This is a genomic window from Paraburkholderia caffeinilytica, from assembly GCF_051027425.1.
Taxonomy (GTDB): Bacteria; Pseudomonadota; Gammaproteobacteria; order Burkholderiales; family Burkholderiaceae; genus Paraburkholderia; species Paraburkholderia caffeinilytica_A.
The window spans coordinates 540,597-559,858 of the sequence record NZ_CP186552.1 but is presented as its reverse complement, the minus strand read 5'-3'; the positions used below and the strand labels follow the sequence as shown (position 1 = coordinate 559,858).

At 63.1% G+C, this 19,262-nt stretch carries 13 protein-coding genes; 5 read left to right on the top strand and 8 right to left on the bottom strand.

Annotated features, from left to right (window positions below; all coding sequences use genetic code 11):
• Nucleotides 1–86: 86 nt before the first annotated feature.
• Nucleotides 87–776, bottom strand: a complete 690-nt coding sequence (locus ACOSV0_RS02425; RefSeq protein WP_434108521.1) for a TetR/AcrR family transcriptional regulator — start codon at nucleotides 774–776, stop codon at nucleotides 87–89.
• A gap of 162 nt (nucleotides 777–938) precedes the next feature.
• Entirely contained in the window at nucleotides 939–1,895 is a 957-nt protein-coding gene (locus ACOSV0_RS02420; protein ID WP_434108520.1) for a LysR family transcriptional regulator, read from the bottom strand.
• Between the two features lie 102 nt (nucleotides 1,896–1,997).
• Between ACOSV0_RS02420 and ACOSV0_RS02415 the strand changes: the two genes are divergently transcribed.
• Together ACOSV0_RS02415 and ACOSV0_RS02410 are read left to right on the top strand one after the other, a co-directional pair.
• Nucleotides 1,998–3,341, top strand: a complete 1,344-nt coding sequence (locus tag ACOSV0_RS02415; protein WP_434108519.1) for an MFS transporter — start codon at nucleotides 1,998–2,000, stop codon at nucleotides 3,339–3,341.
• A 290-nt stretch (nucleotides 3,342–3,631) separates the two neighbouring features.
• A complete protein-coding gene (locus ACOSV0_RS02410) occupies nucleotides 3,632–6,604 on the top strand; it encodes an autotransporter outer membrane beta-barrel domain-containing protein (protein WP_434108518.1) in 2,973 nt (990 codons plus the stop codon).
• A gap of 4 nt (nucleotides 6,605–6,608) precedes the next feature.
• Here the strand turns inward: ACOSV0_RS02410 and ACOSV0_RS02405 are convergent, their stop codons facing one another.
• Complete coding sequence (locus ACOSV0_RS02405; protein WP_434108517.1) at nucleotides 6,609–7,718, bottom strand: porin; 1,110 nt, start codon at nucleotides 7,716–7,718, stop codon at nucleotides 6,609–6,611.
• Nucleotides 7,719–8,173: 455 nt separating this feature from the next.
• Between ACOSV0_RS02405 and ACOSV0_RS02400 the strand changes: the two genes are divergently transcribed.
• Complete coding sequence (locus tag ACOSV0_RS02400; protein ID WP_434108516.1) at nucleotides 8,174–9,109, top strand: DMT family transporter; 936 nt, start codon at nucleotides 8,174–8,176, stop codon at nucleotides 9,107–9,109.
• A 75-nt stretch (nucleotides 9,110–9,184) separates the two neighbouring features.
• Here ACOSV0_RS02400 and rsmA read toward each other — a convergent pair whose 3' ends face one another.
• From rsmA to ACOSV0_RS02380, 4 genes are all read right to left on the bottom strand, one after another.
• On the bottom strand, nucleotides 9,185–10,057 hold the full coding sequence (gene rsmA, locus ACOSV0_RS02395) for a 16S rRNA (adenine(1518)-N(6)/adenine(1519)-N(6))-dimethyltransferase RsmA (protein ID WP_434108515.1): 873 nt from the start codon (nucleotides 10,055–10,057) through the stop codon (nucleotides 9,185–9,187).
• A gap of 180 nt (nucleotides 10,058–10,237) precedes the next feature.
• Nucleotides 10,238–11,248: a 4-hydroxythreonine-4-phosphate dehydrogenase PdxA gene (gene pdxA / locus ACOSV0_RS02390; RefSeq protein ID WP_434108514.1), complete on the bottom strand. Its 1,011-nt coding sequence runs from the start codon at nucleotides 11,246–11,248 to the stop codon at nucleotides 10,238–10,240.
• A gap of 5 nt (nucleotides 11,249–11,253) precedes the next feature.
• Nucleotides 11,254–12,615, bottom strand: a complete 1,362-nt coding sequence (locus ACOSV0_RS02385; protein ID WP_434108513.1) for a peptidylprolyl isomerase — start codon at nucleotides 12,613–12,615, stop codon at nucleotides 11,254–11,256.
• Between the two features lie 67 nt (nucleotides 12,616–12,682).
• Nucleotides 12,683–15,049, bottom strand: coding sequence for an LPS-assembly protein LptD (locus ACOSV0_RS02380; protein WP_434108512.1), 2,367 nt, complete (start codon nucleotides 15,047–15,049; stop codon nucleotides 12,683–12,685).
• Nucleotides 15,050–15,271: 222 nt separating this feature from the next.
• On the opposite strand from ACOSV0_RS02380, the gene ACOSV0_RS02375 reads away from it, so the two are divergent.
• The gene (locus tag ACOSV0_RS02375) at nucleotides 15,272–16,363 is read left to right on the top strand and encodes an aminoglycoside phosphotransferase family protein (RefSeq protein ID WP_434108511.1); all 1,092 of its coding nucleotides are present in this window, start codon (nucleotides 15,272–15,274) and stop codon (nucleotides 16,361–16,363) included.
• Between the two features lie 3 nt (nucleotides 16,364–16,366).
• On the top strand, nucleotides 16,367–17,080 hold the full coding sequence (murU, locus tag ACOSV0_RS02370) for an N-acetylmuramate alpha-1-phosphate uridylyltransferase MurU (RefSeq protein ID WP_434108510.1): 714 nt from the start codon (nucleotides 16,367–16,369) through the stop codon (nucleotides 17,078–17,080).
• 170 nt (nucleotides 17,081–17,250) lie between these two features.
• Here the strand turns inward: murU and ACOSV0_RS02365 are convergent, their stop codons facing one another.
• Entirely contained in the window at nucleotides 17,251–19,140 is a 1,890-nt protein-coding gene (locus ACOSV0_RS02365; RefSeq protein WP_434108509.1) for an ABCB family ABC transporter ATP-binding protein/permease, read from the bottom strand.
• Nucleotides 19,141–19,262: the final 122 nt, after the last annotated feature.

Genomic DNA, 19,262 nt, shown 5'->3' with positions numbered 1-19,262 from the left:
CGCGTGGCGGAAAGCGCGCGGCACCAGGGAATCTGTGTTCGATTAAAGGAACCGGAATTCTGATTCCGTTTTTTGGGTAAAAAAAATCAGCTGTCCGGCAAACCGAGACAGCGCCGCACCCGGATTTGCAGCCACGATTGCAATTGCCGGCTGGAAAGCGATAAAGGACCGGGGTCGTTCAACACGCTGTTGACGAGCATGCCGAGGATCATCTGCAGGGTGGCGCGTACTTCGAATTCGAGCGACTGGGCAGCGTTGCCCGTGGCCTTGATGCCGCGCGACTGCGCCAACGCATTGACGAGACGTGGCACGATCAGCGCCAGAACCTCGTGATTGGTCGATTTCACGGCGTCCCAACTGGCTTTGCGCTGCGACGCCCGCAGCAGCGACGCGTGATACAGCCCGCGATTGCGCCGGAACGTCGCCACGTAAAACGAAATGACCGCATCGGCAAGCGTGCCCGCGTCGTTCGAACGCCAGGCCGGATCGCGCTCCACGGTCTCGCGCACGTGCCCGAGCCCTTCTTCCATTGCCGCGTTCTGAACGACTTCGAAGAAGCTGTCCTTGTTGTCGAAGCGCCGATAGAACGCCCCGATCGACGTACCCGCACGCTCGACGATATCGTTGATCGACAGATCGTCGAGATTGCCGCTCGCTTCGAGCAGTTCGCGCCCGGCTTGCAGCATGCGAACGAGCCCCTGCTGGCTGCGCGTCTGACGGGGCGCTGCGATGGCGCTGGGCTGCACTTCGCGGCCACGTGGGGAAATCATCGTCATACGGTGTTCAGCTTCGGTTCGCTGCTCTTAAGACATGAAGATTCACGACAAACCGGAATCTGGATTCCGGATGGTCCGTGATCGGAATTGTCTTGTCAACCGCACTCAGGGTAAACAGGGGGCCGGTCATGCGATCAATCAGCCTGCCGTTTGGCGCTCCACTCACGTCGCCGACGAGTCGAGAGGCAGCAAGCGCTGCGCTGCGCGGTTGGCGTCCTCCATCACCTGTTCGGTGAGTCCCAACGCGGAATATGCGGCGGGCGAAGGCGTGCGCTCGGCCAGATACACCAGCGCGAACTCGAGCGCGAGACGCGGCGGATTGGCGAGCGGGATGCGCGCCAGCCGCCGTGTCTCCAGATCGCGCCGCACCGCGGATGCCGTGGCGAACAGAACGGCATCGGTCTGCGCAACGAAGTCCTTCAGTACCGTCACGTCGTTGCATTCGATCTGAAACGGAATCTGCTCGTGCGCGCGATACTTGAGCAGACGATGCAGAGCGTCTTTCATGAACGCGGGCAAGGTCACGGACACCAGCGGAAAATCGCGCAACGCCGTGAGCTGCACCGTGTCGCGCTCAAACAAGGGATGATCCGGCCGCGCAAACCAGCCACCTTCGTGACGTGGCAGACGCTGCAACGTGACGTCGGGTGTCACGGGCGGCACACGGCGGTCGGCCACCATAAAGTCGATCTGTTCGGCGCGCAGCTTGGCAAGCAGCGCATCGCCTTCGCCAAGTTCGATCGACACCTTGATCTTCGGAAAGCGCCGCGCGAACTCCACCAGCAGGTCCGGCAGCAGCACGACGGCCGCATAGGGCCCGAGACCGATGCGTACCTCGCCGAGTTCGTGCGCCTTCAGCAGTTCGACGTCGCGAAACAGGCAGCGCGTTTCGAACAGCACGCGCCGGGCGCGCTCGACCAGCAGCCGCCCGGCCGCGGTCATCGCGACACCACGCGCGGCGCGGTCGAACAGTTTCATGCCGACCTCTTCTTCGAGCGCCTGAATGCTGCGGCTCAACGCCGGCTGGCTCAGATGAACCCGCTCCGCCGCACGCGCAAAGCTGCCCTCCTCCGCGAGCGCGATCAGATGGGTAAGGCGGCGGGAATTGACCTCATGCATAACTTGCAAGCTCCCGATAACGAGAATGCACTTGAATAATTCATTTATACCACCTCAAATGGGCGAAAACCCAGCGCACCGCGCAAGAAATGGAGACACGCTTTGCCCACTTTCCTCAGCAGCACGAAACGCTGCACGACGCTTGCCGAAACGGCGTCGGCTCATCCTTCTCACACACATGAGCGCGCGCAAGGCCACCGCTGGGTAATCGTCGCCTCGCTGTTCCTGTTCATGCTGATCAACTTCGCCGACAAGGCCGTACTCGGTCTGGTCGCGATTCCACTGATGCATGACATGCAGTTGACGCACGGTCAATTCGGCCTCGTCGGCAGCGCGTTTTTTGTGTTGTTCTCGATTTCGGGCATCGCCGTCGGTCTGATCTCGGACCGCGTCAACATGAAATGGCTGCTCGCCGCACTCGCACTGATCTGGGCGGTAGCGCAATTGCCGCTCGCATGGCCGACCAGCTTTGCCGTGCTGCTGCTATGCCGCGTCCTGCTGGGGGCAGGCGAAGGACCGGCCTCGCCGCTTGCGCTGCATGTGGTTTACACCTGGTTCGACGATCACGAACGCAACCTGCCTACCGCTATTGTTCAACAGGGGGCGACTGCGGGCGTCATCATCGCGGGACCGTTGCTCACCTATATCTCGCAGCGGTGGCACTGGCACGCGACGTTTCTCACGCTCGGCGCGGTCGGCATCGGCTGGACCGTGTTGTGGCTGTGCCTTGGCAAGACAGGGAATCGTCAGCACAACCCATCACCCGCGTTTACCGCCGCGGCGGGTGGCCCGCGTGCCGCGTCATTGCGCTTTCGGCGCATGCTCAGCGACCGCACCGTTATCGGCGTCATGCTGCAATGCTTTGTCGGCTATGCGGTGATCGCCATCGGCTTCACCTGGGTGCCCGCGTATTTCCGGCTCGGCCTCGGCTTTGCCGCAACCCAGGCCGGCTGGTTGTTCGCGCTGCAAGTCGCGGCGCAGATCCCGCTCGGTATCGCGCTCGTGATGGTTTCACATCGAATGCTCAAACGCGGCGTGCCGTCGAAGGTGGCGCGCGGCAAAGTGATCAGTGCAGCATGTGTGACGAGTGGATTTGCGTACTGCTCTTTGTTGTTCGGTGCGCCGCCGTTCGTCAAAGTCGCCTTGATGGGACTCGCTAGCGCGCTGGCAATCCAGACTTTCACCTTCGGTCCGATGCTAGTCGCCGAAGTTGCGCCAGCGGCGCGGCGCGGTGCCCTGCTGGCGATTACCAATTCGGTCGTCACCACCGCCGGCCTGATCGGCCCCGTCGCGATGGGCAAGCTGCTCGGCGCGGCAGGCGACGCGCGAGGCTACGAGATCGGCTTCGCGGTAACCGGCGTGTTGTTGCTGATTGTCGGCGCGGCAGGTTTCGCACTGATCGATCCACAGCGGTCGAAGCGACGCATGGAAAGCACACCTGAGTGAGTCTTGCGGGCGCGTTTTTGCGTGGTTTTTTTCTGGGCTTTTGCGTGACCTTCGCATGGCCTTCGCGCGCCGCCAGAGACAGCGTTCTTCACGTACGGTCATACGGGTTTGCCGGTCCCGCCTGCGTCATTCAAGTCGTTGACTAAATCCGCCCAACGGTACATTCTTTGGCACATCGTCCAGTCACAATATCTCAAGAGACGGCGCAGCACGCAGAGCAGACCCAGCAGGAACCGACCAGAGCTGTTCTACTGGAGGACCATCGTATGCGCCGTGCATGCTCGAGACATGTGCCTGTTCGTTTGCGTCTGCTCGAAGCCTTTTCGTCCGCGCTCGGAATCGCGGCCCTTCTACCATGCGAGCATGCATTCGCTACCTGCGACAACACCGCGCCGGTCAGCGGACAAACCGTCACCTGCAGTAGCAGCACCCCCAATCCGTCCACCACGCCAGTCGCCGCCGTTGCCGGAAGCACCAACGTCACGGTGAACGTGCAAGCGGGGGCCGAACTCGACGTCACCGGCAACAACGTCATTCTTGTGCGCGACGGCAGCACCGTCACCAACCTCGGCACCTTGAACGGCGCCGGCGACACCTTCGACGCCATCTCGGCGCAAGGCGCTAGCGGTGGTGCCGGCCATGACGTGTTGATCAACCGCGGCACGATCGTTACCAGCGGAGTCGAATCGGAGGGCATGTTCAACAGCTCTGCCGCGGTCACGATGCTCAACGACACCGCCGGCGTAATCCGCACCACCGGCAACAACTCAGTCGCAATGCATGACTTCGCGAGCCCCGGTGGCGGCACGCTGACCAACAACGGCACGCTTGCAACGAGCGGCGACGGTTCGCACGGCATGGCGGCGTTGACGAACAACGACACGCTCGTCAACAACGGCTCGATCACGACGACGGGCGCCGGTTCGTATGGAATGCTGGCCAATGGCAACGCCGTCGGCGGAACCGGCAACAACGTGCTGACCAATCACGGCACGATCGACGTCTCCGGTGCAAGTTCGCATGGCCTCGTTTCGCAGGACACTGCGCCCGGCATCGTGACGAATACCGGCTCAGTGACCGCGCGCGGGACCGGCGGCCTCGGCGCCATCTTTTCCGGCCCCGTCACGCTGAACAATGCGGCGGGCGCAAGCATCGTGAGTCAGCAGGCCAATGCCATCGTGGCGAACGGCGGCGGCACGTTCAACAACGCGGGCGCGATTGCAGGTGCGGTCAACGCAATTGCCCTCTCCGGCGGCGCATCGACCGTCACCAACAGCGGTTCGATCACCGCAGCCGGCAGCCAGGCAATCAGTGTGATCGGCACGGTCGACACCGTCATCAACAACACGGGCAACATTGCGGGCGGCAACGGCCGCGCGATCTGGACCGACAGCGGCAACGACACTTTCAACTGGAGCGCAGGCACCGTCACCGGCTTCGTGCGGCTCGACGCAGGCAACGACACCGCCAACCTCACCGGCCTCACCGACACCAATCTGGCCGGCGTACCGAGCTTCGACGGTGGAACCGGCAACGACGTGCTCAATTTCAACGGCACGTCGGCGAGCGGCCTCGGTCGCTTCATCAACTGGGAGACCGTCAACGTTACCAACGGCAGCCAGTTGACGCTCGACGCCAACGGCCTCGTGCTCGGCGACAGCGGCACGCTGACCGGCACGCTCAACGTCGATTCGAGCAGCACGGTGTTCGCGGGTGGCTTTGGCGGTACGGCGACAATCGCGCCGGCGGTCGCGGGTCAGCTCGTGAACGTCAACAATGCAGGCACCATCGATTTGACCAACGGTGCGACAGCTACGCGCAATACGCTGGTGATCAACGGCAACTACACCGGACTCAATGGCCGCCTGCTACTACAGACGGTGTTGGGCACGGATGGCTCACCGAGCGACAAGCTGGTGATCGCGCAAGGCGTCGGCTCGGGCAACACGTTGCTCGGCGTCACCAACGCCGGTGGCTCCGGCGGCGCCACGCTCAGCGACGGCATTCTTGTCGTGCAGGCGAGCAACGGCGCGACGACGACGGCAGCCGCCTTCACGCTGCCGAAACCGCTGACCGCAGGCGCTTACACGTACTACCTGTTCAAAGGCGGCGTGAGCGCGGGGACGGCAGATAACTGGTATTTGCGCTCGACTCTGGCTGCGGCGCCGACTCCGGCACCCACGCCGACGCCCTCGCCAACTCCGACACCAACTCCAACGCCCACACCAAGCGCCGCAGCCGCACCGTTCGCGGCGCCCGGCACGCCGCCCTTGCCTGCGCCACCACCCGCAGGCGCCGCCGCGACGCCGCTCTACCGGATGGAAGTGCCCGTCTACGCCGAGGTCCCGGTTCTCACACGCGAACTCGGTATCGCACAGATCGGCACCTTTCACGACCGCCAGGGCGAGCAGGCACTGCTGAGCGAAAGCGGCCCGCTAGCCGCGGCATGGGCGCGTGTCTGGGGCGAGCACAGCTCGCAGAGCAACGGCGGTGCCGCCAACCCCGAATTCAGCGGAACGATGGCCGGCGTACAAGTGGGCCACGATATCTACGCGGATCGCAGTGCAAGCGGCCAGCGCAATCACTATGGATTCTTCATCGGCTTTGCCCGCGCGACAGGCGACGTGAACGGCTTCGCGCTCGGCTTTCCCGATCTGTCGGCCGGGCGGCTGTCGATCAATGCATACAGCGCAGGCCTCTATTGGACACACATCGGTCCGGGCGGCTGGTACACCGATGCGGTCGCGATGGGCAGTTCGCTCACGCTCGATCCATCGTCGAATCAGGGCATCGGCGCGAGCACGCATGGACATGCGGTCACGACCTCGCTGGAAGCCGGCTTGCCTGTTCCACTAAGCGCCAGTCTCAGCCTCGAACCGCAAGCGCAACTGATCTGGCAGCACGCCTCGATCAACGATCTCAACGATGGTATTTCGAACGTATCGTTTCACTCGGCGAACGGTCTGGTGGGCCGCCTCGGACTCCGCCTGCAAGGCAGCTTCGAAGGCGCGGGCACGCAGTGGCAACCCTATCTGCGCGCGAATCTGTGGCGCTACTTCAACGGAACCGATAGCGCGACCTTCGCCGGGACAACCGTGATTCCCACCGATGTCGCCGCCACGGCCGCCCAGTTCGGCATCGGCATGGTTGCGCATTTGAGCGCTCGCGGCAGTGTGTTCGCCACCGCGAGCTACACCATGAATGTGAACGGCGAGCACCGCAGCACGGTGGAGGGCAATCTGGGCGCGCGCTGGAGTTGGTAAGGGCTCAGAACTGATGCCGTATGCCGGCCATCAGGCCGATCTGGCTGCCCTTCTGCGCAAGCCCGACACCGTTGACACCTTGCAACTGCGCGCCGATCAGGTCGCCCCGGTATAGCGAGTAATCGCCTTCCAGATAGACATCGGTACGCAGGGACAGGTTGTAGTCGGCGACCAGTTGATACTGCCATGCCGAGCCGTTCTGCGCGGCGGTTTTGCCGTCCTGCAGCGTGCGCCAGACATTCGCGGCGAAGTGCCATTTGTTGCTGAGCTGCTGCGTGATGCCGCCCATGATCATGCGGCGCCGCGCAAAGTCCGTGTACTTGAGCGCGGCCAGCGCGGGCGCGGTGAACGGCCCGTTGGCGAAATTCGAAAAGCCCGCATCGTTCTGATCGACGATATAGCCGACAGAGAAGCGGGTCAGGTTCCACGTGTACGACCCGCCGAAGGTCCACGCTTTCGCGGCCGCGCCGTTGACCGAATCTTTCGACTCCTGATACGCGCCGCCGAAAGTGAACGGACCACCTGGCGCATAAGCAAGCGCCACGCCGACCTGGCTGCCGTATGAATTGCCCGCATTGCCGCCGAATGCATAGCCGGTGGCCAGATAGAAACCGGCATATTTCGCCTGATACTGCACCTGGTTGCTGGTCCAGATACCGCCGGTCATCGTCACTTCCGGCTGAAAGCTGAAATCGTACGGAATCCAGAGATTGCTGCCGTAACCGCCGATGGTCACGCCCTCGATCATCACGTTGTACTGACGGCCGAAGATCACCTGACCATAGGAATCCGAACGCACGCCCACTTGCGCCTCATTGAAGAACGGCAAGGTGGGGTCGCTTTGGCCGCTATTCATGTAGAAACGGTTTTCGAGCTTGAAGAACGTAGACCAGCCGCCGCCCAGATCCTCGACGCCCCTTATGCCCCAGCGGCTCTGGGTCATGCCGCCGTTGCCGAGCGCAACCGACGAATCTCCGGCCGTGTTTGCGTGAGTCAGATATCGCACGCTTTCGTCGATTACACCGTAGAGCGTCACGCTCGATTGAGCATGCGCCATATGGCATGCCAACGCTGCGGGCACAGCTGCTATTGCCCACCTGGATACGTTCTTCATACAGTCTCCTCGGACAGGTTCCCGCTTTTCACGGATATTTCGACACCGCCACGCTTGATGCAAAGTACCGGCACGCTGCTCATTGAGGCCGCGCAAATCGACAGTTACGGTGAAGGGGCCGCCCAGGAACCTTGCACGATGACCAATTCAGGCTGTCTGAATGACCTGACGAAATGCGTGTGGGTGAACCTTAGCGCGAAACCGGGGCAGGAAGAAAGTAGACTGACGCAAGTGTTGTTATGTCATCGAAATGCTTGCAGCTTGCAGGAAGCACGCGTAGACGGTGGGGGCATCCCATCCCGGCGCGGACGGTTTGATATCGTATGAACTACCGCCGCCCTTCTGCGCCTGGTCAGCCGGCTTAAAAGTCGGACTAGCCATTCACCCGACTACCGCGATCCGCACGGCGACGGCATACTGGCGGCCGCCCATTCTTTTCGCCACGCCACCACCCCATGAGCACCACCGCCCTGCCCGCGCGCCGCACCCCGGATAGCTTCGCCATCCTGTTGATGATCGGTTTGTGCGCGATCTGGGGGCTCCAGCAAGTCGCGATCAAGAGCACCAACGCGGCGCTGCCGCCGGTATTCCAGGCCGGCCTGCGCTCGGCGATCGCGGCCTTGCTGGTCTGGGGCTGGGCACGCTCGCGCGGCACGCCGCTCTTTCGCGACGACGGCACCTTAGGCGCGGGTTTGCTCGCGGGCATGCTGTTCGCGGCGGAATTCGTGTGCATTTTTCTCGGCCTGACGCTGACCAGCGCGTCGCGCATGGCGGTTTTTCTGTACACCGCACCGTGCTTCACGGCGCTCGGGCTGCACTGGTTCGTCGACGGCGAGCGGATGCGGCGCATTCAGTGGCTCGGCATCCTGGTGGCGTTTGCGGGTATGGCGCTGGCGTTCGCAGATGGCTTCCTGCACGGCCATGCGGCGCAAGGATCGACGCTCACGGGTGTCGCCGGCGACGCGCTCGGCGTGCTAGCCGGCATCGCGTGGGCCGCAACCACCGTGGTGGTGCGCGCCACGCGCCTCGCCCAATCGAGCGCCAGCAAAACGCTGTTCTATCAATTGACGGTGTCGGCGGTAGTCCTGCTCGCACTTGCGCTGGGGCTCGGTCAGGCACACGTGGCAGCCGTCACCCCGCTGGCTGTGGTGAGCCTCGCGTACCAGGCGGTAGTCGTCGCGTTCGTCAGCTATCTGGTGTGGTTCTGGCTGTTGACGCGTTACATCGCGTCGCGCCTGTCGGTGTTTTCGTTCCTGACACCGTTGTTCGGCGTGACCTTCGGCGTGTTGTTGCTCGGCGAATCGTTCAGCCTGCGCTTTCTGATGGCGGCGGTGCTGGTGCTGACCGGCATCGCGCTGGTCAATGCTCCGGTGAAGCGGCCAGCGGCTTAGGAGAGTGGAATTTCATGCACGCTGCAGGGCGCAGCGCGCTTGCGTCAAACCTCAGTTGCGCCTGAGTCGCGCAACTCACGCCTCGTCGGTTTCAGCGGCGGCCGCCGCAGCGCCGCGCGCCGGCGAAGCCGCCACGATCTGTGCCACACGCACATATTCGGCCACCGGCACGTCTTCGGCGCGGCGTTGCAGATCGAAGCCTAGCGCCTCGAAATCCACCGAGTCACGAAACGCGGCCAGGGTGTTGCGCAGCATCTTGCGCCGCTGCGAGAAGGCCGCCGTCACCACTTCGCCGAGTACGCGCTCGTCCACGGCCGGCAATTCATGCAGCTCGTACGGAATCATCCGCACGATCGCCGAATCGACCTTCGGCGGCGGGTTGAATGCTTCGGGCGGCACGTCGAGTTGCTTGTCGATCACGTAGCGGTATTGCAGCATCACCGAAAGGCGGCTGAACGCCTTGGTGCCCGGTTCCGCCACCATGCGCTCGACGACTTCGTTTTGCAGCATGAAATGCTGATCGATCACGCGATGCGCAAACGCGCTCAGATGAAACAGCAGCGGGCTCGAAATGTTGTACGGCAAATTGCCGACAATGCGCAGCGACGCCTTCTCACCCGGTGCAGCCAACGCGCCGAAGTCGAACGCGAGTGCATCGCCGGCATGCAGTTCGAGCAGGTCGCCGAATTTTTTCTTGAGGCGGCCGATCAGATCGCGATCCAGTTCCACCGCGTGCAGCGGCGCCTCGGGCGTCGCCAGACGCTCGATCAGCGGCTCGGTAAGCGCGCCAAGCCCCGGCCCGATCTCGACCATGCGTTCGCCGCGCTGCGGCCGAATCACGTCGACGATCGAATCGATCACGCCCATATCGACCAGAAAATTCTGTCCGAAACGCTTGCGCGCGATATGGCCTTGGTGCCGGCCCTGTTGCTGTCTGCTGGTGGACATCGAAGAAACGCTAAGAAAGAGAACTGCTTAAAAAAGGAGCAAGCGGAACAACTCGCAATCGCGGCAAACGCTGATGAAGCCGTGCGGCCCCGCCACTGAAGCGGCCTGCCCGGCCATGCTACGCCGTCGACACCGCCGGATCAGACCGCCCGGCGAAGAGATGCGACCGCAACGGCAGTATCAGCCCGCGCGGCGGTGCTGCGCCATCGAAACCGCCGTATCGATCGCGGCAATCAGACTGCCCGAGTCGGCACGGCCGGTGCCGGCCAGATCGAGCGCGGTGCCGTGATCGACCGAGGTGCGGATGATCGGCAAGCCGAGCGTGACGTTGATGCCTTCGCCGAACGTTGCGTACTTCAACACCGGCAGACCCTGATCGTGGAACATTGCCAGCACGCAGTCGGCCTGTTCCAGATAGCGCGGCTGGAACAACGTATCCGCCGGATAAGGACCGGGCGCGTCGATGCCTTGTTCGTTCGCGAGCTTCAGGGCCGGAGAAATCACCTCGATTTCCTCACGGCCCAGATAACCGTTTTCACCCGCATGCGGGTTCAAGCCCGTCACGAGAATACGCGGCGCGGGCAAACCAAAGTGGTGGCGCAGATCGTGGTCGACAATGCGCAACGTCTCGACGATGCCTTCGATCGTCAACGCGGCGGAGACGTCTTTGAGCGGCAGATGCGTGGTTGCCAGCGCGACACGCAACGGGCGCCGGCCGGTGCCGGCCAGCATCATCACCACGCGCGGCGTGTGCGTGCGCTCGGCCAGATATTCCGTGTGGCCGGTGAACGGTACGCCGGCATCGTTGATGGTGCTTTTCTGCAGCGGCGCGGTGACGATCGCGTCGAACGTGCCGGCCACGGCGCCGTCGATCGCGCTGTCGAGCAGATCGAGCACGTAACGGCCGTTGGCGGCGTCCAGCTTGCCGGCCACCGACGGTGCGCCGAGCGGCCGATGCTGCACCCGCACGCGCTTGCCGCCCGCCACCAGCGCAGCCCAATCGACACCAACCGCGCGCGCGCGTTCAGCCAGCAAATCCGCATCGCCCAGCACGGTGAACTGTGCGCCCGGCCAATGCGCCGCCGCGCCCGCCAACGCCTGCACGGTCAGTTCGGGGCCCACGCCGGCAGGCTCGCCGGTCGTGATCGCGATCTGCAACGGAAGGCTGGCGGACTGCGCGGCGCTTGTCATGACGATTACTGCAGGCTTGCCTGAACCGGTTTTACTTCGACGTAAGCCGTATCGCGCAGTTCGCGCAGCCAGTCGGCGTAAGCCTGTTCCGCCTTGCGCTGACCGATTGCCTGACGCGCCAGATCCATCTGCTGCGAAACCGAACCTTCCGATTCGCGGCGGCCCAGCACCTGAATCAGGTGATAGCCGTATTCGCTGCGCACCGGGTCGCTGATCTGACCGTCCTGCAGGCTGTTCATGGCGCGCTCGAATTCCGGCACCGTCTCACCCGGGCTGATCCAGCCGAGGTCGCCGCCTTGCGACGACGAACCGTCTTGCGAGTAGGTGTGAGCGAACTTCGCGAAATCGCCGCCTGCGGCGATCTGATTCTTGATTTCGAGCAGCTTCTGACGTGCCTGCGGTTCGGACATGCCGTCGCCGACGCGCAGCAGAATGTGGCGAACGTGCGTCTGCACGAGCTTCGGTGCATCGGAGCTGGTGCCCTGGCCCGCGCGACGATCGACGAGGCGCACGACTTCGAAGCCGTCGTTGGTGCGGATCACATCCGGATTGATCTCGCCCGGGCGCAGCGCCGAAGCGGCCTTGACGAACTCAGGCGGCAGTTTGGACGGCGGCAGGAAACCCGTATCGCCGCCTTTCGACGCATCCGGCGCCTGCGAATTCGACTTCGCCAGCTTTTCGAAGTTGGCGCCACCCTTGGCTTCGGCCAGCAAAGCATCGGCCTTTTTCTGCGCGGCTTCGATGTCGGTTTCCGGGGCGTTCAGCGGCGCCTTCACGAAAATGTGCTGGAAATGCAGATCGCTCGTCAGGCCGGAGTTCGGTCCGCGCTGGCTGGCGATGTAGTTCGCGACTTCGGCGTCCGACACCGTGACCTTGCTGTCCACTTCCTTCTCACGCAGACGCGAGAGCGTGAGCTCGGTGCGCGCGTCGTTCGTGAAGGTGGTCCAGGGCACGCCTTGCGCCTCGATCCGCGAGCGATACATGTCGAGCGACATGTTGTTCGCCTGCGCGAGCCGCTCGAGCGTTTTTTGCACGGCGGCGTCGTCGATGTTGATGCCGTCTTCTTTCGCCTTCTGCAACTGGATGCGTTCCAGCACCATCTGGTTGAGCACCTGCTGGCGCAGCTGGTCCATCGGCGGGACCGGCGCATTCTGCTGGTTCAGCCGCCGCGTGATCAGGCCGATGCGCTCGTCGAGCTCGCGCCGCGTGATGACACCGTTGTTGACCACTGCGGCAATAGTGTCGACCGTCTGGCCGTTATTGCCGGAGAGCGCCTGCGCCTGAACCGGCGCAGCCGACAGGAAAGACGCCACAGCGGCAAAACCGGCCGCAAGCGTTGCCAAGCGAAGCTTTTTCATGATTGCCACAGATACTCCAATGATATCGGGCGCGCCTGGCCCGTCTTTTCGCATTCTATAAATGATCGCGCGAGCGTCATTCGTAATTGGTGAAACGCGCTTCCGGCGGCGGCGGCGGCGGCAACGGCGTGTACCCCGCCACGCTGGCGCGGAACGCGGAAATCAGCCCGTTGTCGACGCTCGACAAGCCCTTGAACGTCAACTGCGCGAGAAACCGCGTGCTCGACTGATTCTGCCCCGACGTGTTCAGACCGTTCGCATAGCGCTGAATCCCGGCGCCAAGCGTCCAGCAGTCGGCGTCGTATTGCAGGCCGACCAGACCGTCGACGATCCGATGGCCGCCCAGGTCGTAATTGAAGCGGCCCACGCCGTACACACGGTGGGAGAGCGGCCACTGCCCCGAGATCAGCACCTGATTGATCGGCTGATTGTCCAGCGTGGTGTTCGCGCGGGTGTAGCGATACGCGACATTGACCACCTTGCCGGTACCCGGACTGAACCCGAAGCCGACGCTCGTCTTCACCAACTGGTTGTTGTCGGCATTATATTGGAACGCAGTTTCCGACGCGAAACCGGCCCCGAGCTTAAGCGACGCACCCAGAATCAGGTCCGAATGCGTGGCCTGCGTGCTGGTCTGCGTAGGCAGCAGCGTGACCCGCTGATCCTGGAAGTAATACTGCTGCGCGATCACGAAACGCGCGCGTTCGTCGCCCGTGGCCGGGTTGATGAAGCGCGTGGTGATGGCCGCGGTCAGACGGTTCGCATCGGCGATCCGGTCGTTGCCGACGAACGTGTTCGGCGTAAAGATTTCCGCCAGGCCGAAGTCGGAATCGGCCGTATCGAACAGCGGCGCGGATTCCTGGTTGCGGTACGGCGTATAGACGTAGTAAAGCCGCGGCTCCAGCGTCTGGATGTAATCCTCGCCGAAGATCCGCACCGAACGGTCGAAAATCAGCCCGGTGTCGAACGAGAGCGTCGGAATCGACTCGGTGAAATTCTTCGGCGTGCCGGCCGGCACGTCGGAGCTGATGTTGTTCAGGTTGTACGACGCAAAGTGCCACTGCACCTTCGGCGTCACGAAGTAGCCCGGCCCGACCACCGAATACGACAGGTACGGGTTGAACATCACCCGCTGACCCTGGGTCATGTCCGCGGTGGTGATGCGGAAATTCGTGTAGTCGGCTTCCGCGCCGTAGTCGAAGCCGCCGATGTTGTACTTCGCGTACTTCACGTTCAACTGCGGCTCGCGGCCATACGGCGCCACCGAAGGCGTCAGCGTCTGCCAGTGCTGTTCGCGGGCGAGCACCGACCACGGGCCGTTGTTGTAAGTCAACCCGGCTTCCTGTTGATACAGGAGCTGGGTGCCGTTCATGAACTGGCTGACCGACGACGACAGGTCTTCCGGATACGTGTTGTCCGAAACCTTGTTGTAGTAGATGTAACCGCCGAACCCGTCGCCGAAGTTCTGGTTGTGCTGGATGTACAGCGCGTAGCGGTTGGTATGGGTCAGGTGGTCGTCCGGCAGATACTCGCCGGTGATCGAACCGGAATACGTGGGCGACAGGTAGCGGAACGTGGACTGCAACTGCACGCCGCGCTTCGAGATCAGGCGCGGCGTGACCGTCAGATCGCGATTCGGCGCGATGTTGAAGTAATACGGTACCGACAGTTCGAAGCCGTTCGACGAGCTGAGCGAGAACGTGGGCGGCAGCACCCCGCTGCGCCGTTCGCCCGACAGCGGGAACGACAGCCACGGCGAAGCGAATACCGGCAGGCCCTGGAAGAACAGCACGCTGTTGTATGCGACGCCTTCGTCCGCGCCGGTGTCGAAATCGAACTCGCTGCCCTTGATATACCAGGCCGGATTGTCCGAGCACGAGCACGCCGTGTACGTGCCCTTCGTGAACACCGAGCGCTCGTTGTCGAGCAGGTCGACGCGCTCCGCGCTGCCGGAACCGCCCGTCACGTTGAAGTGGTACTTCGGCGCGGACATGAAGCCTTCGCTCGAGTCCACCCGCATATGCGCTTCCGGACCGGCGAACGTGGCGCCGTTGTTGTTCAGGTGGACCTGGCCATAGGCATCGGCCATGTCCGTGTCCTGATCGTAGTGCAGCGCGTCGGCCTTGATCACGAAGGTGTTACGCCGCACCTCGGCCGAGCCTTTCGCGGCCATGTCCTGATCGGAGGTGCCGCTCGTCGTGTCGCCGAGCACGAAGGTGGCAGCCTTCTGGCCTGACTGCAATGGATGCTCTTCGAGCTGCGGGGCAAGCTGCATGCCCCAGGGCGCGTCGATAGGTTGCGGCTGCGCGGCTTCCCCCACGAGCTGGGCATGGGCAAGCGCGGGCATCAGGCCCGGAACGGCGATCAACGCCGCTACGAGCCGCCTTTTGCGCGGCACTACGGCACAAGAGGAAGTCGTTTGGGAAAGCTGTCTAGGCGGCATGTATCGTTTGGCGAATCGGCCCGTCCGTCAGCTTCTGCAGTCACGATCCACCGCCTGCACATCCCGACCGTGACAGTCGGCTGCACATCAATATTTACAATCTGTCGAACGATGAGGCGGGCGGTAAAGCGGAATGCGCGAAAACTGGCGTGAGTCGCGTCAAAAAAGTCGTGGGGTATTATATGGCAAGACGTTGCCCCTCTGAATTTGCCGCCGGTTTTCATGACGCTCGCCCCTTCCAGAAACACTACCCAAGATTTCACCGACAGCCGCCTCGAACTGCTCAAGGCCTGGCTGAACGCCCATGCAGCACGCTATGCGCTTGATCTCGGCACGCTTCACCCGGCTTCGTCCGATGCCAGTTTTCGCCGCTATTTCCGGCTCGCCGGTAAGGCGGCGGAAGGCGAAGGCACCGGCACGCTGATCGCCGTCGACGCCCCGCCACCAGAAAAGTGCCGCGAATTTGTGCAGATCGCGCAATTGCTCGGCGCGGCGAACGTGCATGTGCCGCGCGTGCTGGAGGTCGACTTCGACGCCGGGTTCATGCTCGTCACCGATCTGGGCACCGATTCGTACCTCGGCGCGCTGACTGAGGCGCAAAGCGGGGACGACCCGCGCCGTGCCCGCTCGCTGATGCACGACGCGCTCGATGCCCTGATCCGCTGGCAGCTCACGTCGCGCGAAGACGTGCTGCCGCCGTTCGACGAAGCCTTCCTGCGCCGCGAGATGGAGTTGCTGCCGGAATGGTTCATCGGCCGCCATCTGGGCCGCGAGGTCGACGACAAGACCCGCGGGCTGCTCGACCGCACCTTCGCGCTGCTGATCGCGAGCGCCCGGGCGCAGCCGCAGGTGTTCATGCTGCGCGACTTCATGCCGCGCAATCTGATGGTTGCCGCCGCGCCCAACCCCGCAAATCCCGGCGTGCTGGACTTCCAGGACGCGGTATACGGCCCGATCACCTACGACGTCGCCTCGTTGCTGCGCGACGCGTTCCTCAGTTGGGACGAAGAATTCGAACTGGATTGCTTCGTGTACTACTGGGAACGCGCGAAAAAAGCCGGCCTGCCGGTCGATCCGGATTTCGGCGAGTTCTATCGCCAGCTCGAATGGATGGGGCTGCAACGGCACATCAAGGTGCTGGGCCTGTTCTGCCGGATCAACTACCGCGATGGCAAACCGCATTACATGAAAGATCTGCCGCGTTTCATCGGCTATGCCCGCAAGGTCGCGGAACGCTATGCGCCGCTGCGTCCGTTCGCAAAGCTGCTCGACGAGCTCGAAGGCCGCGCGAATGAAGTCGGCTACACGTTCTGACGGATGACGATGTCTCTGAAGAAAGCGATGATTTTCGCCGCCGGGCGCGGCGAACGCATGCGTCCGTTGACCGACACGTGCCCCAAGCCCTTGCTCGAAGCAGGCGGCAAACCGTTGATCGTGTGGCAGATCGAACGCCTCGCGAAGGCGGGCTTTCAAACCATTGTGATCAATCACGCGTGGCTCGGCGAGCGGATCGAGGCCGAGCTCGGCGACGGTTCGCGCTGGGACGTGCAACTGCGCTACTCGGCCGAGCATGAGGCCCTGGAGACGGCCGGCGGGATCGCGCAGGCGTTGCCGCTGCTGGAGGATGACGGCGCAAGCGAAGTGTTCGTCGCCATCGCCGGCGACGTGTACGCCGATTTCGACTACGCCACACTGAATGCGCATGCCGACAGATTGAAGGCGCTGCCCAAGCCGGGCATGCATCTGGTGATGGTGCCGAATCCGGCGTTTCATCCGCATGGCGACTTCGGTCTGATCGACGGCGTGCTGTCGCTCGACGGGCAGCCGCGCTTGACGTTCGGCAGCATCGGACTCTACGACACGCGCATGTTCCACGATCTGCCGCGCGGCACGCGGCGCCCGCTGACGCCTTACTACCGCGCGACGATTGCAGACGGTCTCGCAAGCGGCGAACTGTATGAAGGCTTGTGGGAAAACGTTGGTACGCCAGCGCAGCTGCAGGATTTGGATCAGCGTTTGAGCGCACGCTGAGTGCAGGCCACGCGGCGTTGAACGACGCAGCGAAATAACGCACGCGGGGCAACGTGCAACGGTCAAGGCTGAGCGGTCGACACCGATCGCTCAGCGGCGAACACGCAATACGCCCCGTTCAAAGCGACATTCAACAAGCCAGAACGGCGGTGCATCGCGCCGCAGATCGCTCACCGCCCGCCGTCCCCCGCGCCCACCGTTTCAGCCGACTCCGGCGCCTCTGCGGCACGCTGCTGCTGCAACGCCCACATCTGCGCAAACAACCCATTCGCATGCAGCAATTCGGCGTGCGTCCCGCGCTCGACGATGCGCCCCTTGTCCATCACGATGATCTGCTGTGCGTGCACCACCGTCGACAGCCGGTGCGCGATGATCAGCGTCGTGCGTTCGCGGGCGATCTGATCGAGCTCATGCTGGATCGCGCGCTCCGAACGCGAATCGAGCGCCGACGTGGCCTCGTCGAACAGCAGGATCGGCGGGTTCTTGAGGATGGTCCGCGCAATCGCGACGCGCTGCTTTTCGCCGCCGGACAACTTCAGGCCTCGCTCGCCGACCGGCGTTTCGTAGCCCTTCGGCAGCCCTTCGATGAAATCGTGAATATGCGCCGCGCGCGCCGCCGCGATCACTTCCTCACGCGTGGCCGACGGGCGGCCGTAAGCGATGTTGTAGTAGATCGAATCGTTGAACAGCACCGTGTCCTGCGGCACGATGCCGATCGAGGCCCGCAGCGAATCCTGCGTGACGTCGCGAATATCCTGACCGTCGATGGTGATCGCGCCGCCTGTTGCGCGGTCCAGATCGTAGAAGCGGAACATCAGCCGCGCGAGCGTCGATTTACCCGAGCCGCTATGACCGACCACCGCCGTGGTGCTGCCCGCCGGAATCGTGAAGCTCACGTCGTGCAGAATCTGCCGCGCCGGTTCATACGAAAAGTTCACGTGCTCGAAACGCACCTGTGCACCGCTCACCTGCAGCTCGCGTGCGTCCGGCATATCGGGCACTTCCTGAGCCGCGCCAAGCAGCGTGAACATGCGATCCATATCGGTGAGACTTTGCTTCAGTTCCCGATACACCACGCCGAGAAAATTCAACGGGATATAGAGCTGCAACATGAAGGTGTTGATCAACACCAGATCGCCGAGCGTGAGGCGCCCGGCCATCACGCCTTGCGTCGCGCGCCACAGAATGAACACGAGCCCCGTGCCGATGATCGCCTGCTGCCCGAAATTCAGCGCCGACAGCGAACGCTGCGATTTGATCGCGGCCGTGCGATAGCGTTTGAGATTTTCGTCGTAACGTTGCGCTTCCCACTCTTCGTTGCCGAAGTACTTCACCGTCTCGTAGTTGAGCAACGAATCGATCGCTCGCGAATTCGCCTTCGAATCGAGATCGTTCATCGTGCGGCGAAAATGCGTGCGCCATTCGGTGACTTTCACGGTGAATACGATGTACGCGGCAAGCGCAATGAACGTGACAATCGCGTAATACGCCTCGTATTTGATGACGAAAAAGCCGAGCACGAGACCGACTTCGACCAGGGTCGGCAAGATGCTGTACAGCGAATACGAAATCAGTTGCGTGATGCCGCGCGTGCCGCGTTCGATATCGCGCGACATGCCGCCCGTCTGCCGGTCGAGATGAAAGCGCAACGACAATGCATGCAAATGGCGGAACACTTTTAGCGCGAGCTGCCGCACCGCGCTTTCGGTCACCTTCGCAAACAGAATTTCGCGCAGCTCGGTGAACAGCGAGGTGGACAGCCGCACCACGGCGTAGGCGACCACCATCAAACCGACTCCACCCAGCAGCACGATGCCAGGCGAATCGTGCGCGCGGCCGAGCGCGGTGAGATGCTTCACTGACGCAAGGCCGTCGATGATCTTCTTCATCACGATCGGCACGCCGAGATTGGCGACCTTCGCGCCGATCAGGCAGCTCAACGCGAAACCCACGCGCCATTTATAGGTGGCGAGATACGGGAGCAGCGACAGGATCGTTTGCCAGTCGTTGCGAGGCTGGGTCGAGATCGGTGAGGGTTCGGACGAGGGCGTACGGCGCATGGGATCGGCTGGGGAGAGTGTGGAAGCGACGGAGTTCGCAGCGGCGCGCCGACCGGCAAGTGCCAACCCGGCACTCTGCTTGATGTCGCGCGACCCGGCTGGGCGCTTTCCCGTACAATTCC

Bases quoted from the DNA above. Each gene is read 5' to 3' on its own strand.
- ACOSV0_RS02425 (WP_434108521.1), bottom strand. From the start codon at position 776: ATGACGATGATTTCCCCACGTGGCCGCGAAGTGCAGCCCAGCGCCATC.
- ACOSV0_RS02420 (WP_434108520.1), bottom strand. From the start codon at position 1,895: ATGCATGAGGTCAATTCCCGCCGCCTTACCCATCTGATCGCGCTCGCG.
- ACOSV0_RS02405 (WP_434108517.1), bottom strand. From the start codon at position 7,718: ATGAAGAACGTATCCAGGTGGGCAATAGCAGCTGTGCCCGCAGCGTTG.
- ACOSV0_RS02400 (WP_434108516.1), top strand. From the start codon at position 8,174: ATGAGCACCACCGCCCTGCCCGCGCGCCGCACCCCGGATAGCTTCGCC.
- rsmA (WP_434108515.1), bottom strand. From the start codon at position 10,057: ATGTCCACCAGCAGACAGCAACAGGGCCGGCACCAAGGCCATATCGCG.
- pdxA (WP_434108514.1), bottom strand. From the start codon at position 11,248: ATGACAAGCGCCGCGCAGTCCGCCAGCCTTCCGTTGCAGATCGCGATC.
- ACOSV0_RS02380 (WP_434108512.1), bottom strand. From the start codon at position 15,049: ATGCCGCCTAGACAGCTTTCCCAAACGACTTCCTCTTGTGCCGTAGTG.
- ACOSV0_RS02375 (WP_434108511.1), top strand. From the start codon at position 15,272: ATGACGCTCGCCCCTTCCAGAAACACTACCCAAGATTTCACCGACAGC.
- murU (WP_434108510.1), top strand. From the start codon at position 16,367: ATGACGATGTCTCTGAAGAAAGCGATGATTTTCGCCGCCGGGCGCGGC.
- ACOSV0_RS02365 (WP_434108509.1), bottom strand. From the start codon at position 19,140: ATGCGCCGTACGCCCTCGTCCGAACCCTCACCGATCTCGACCCAGCCT.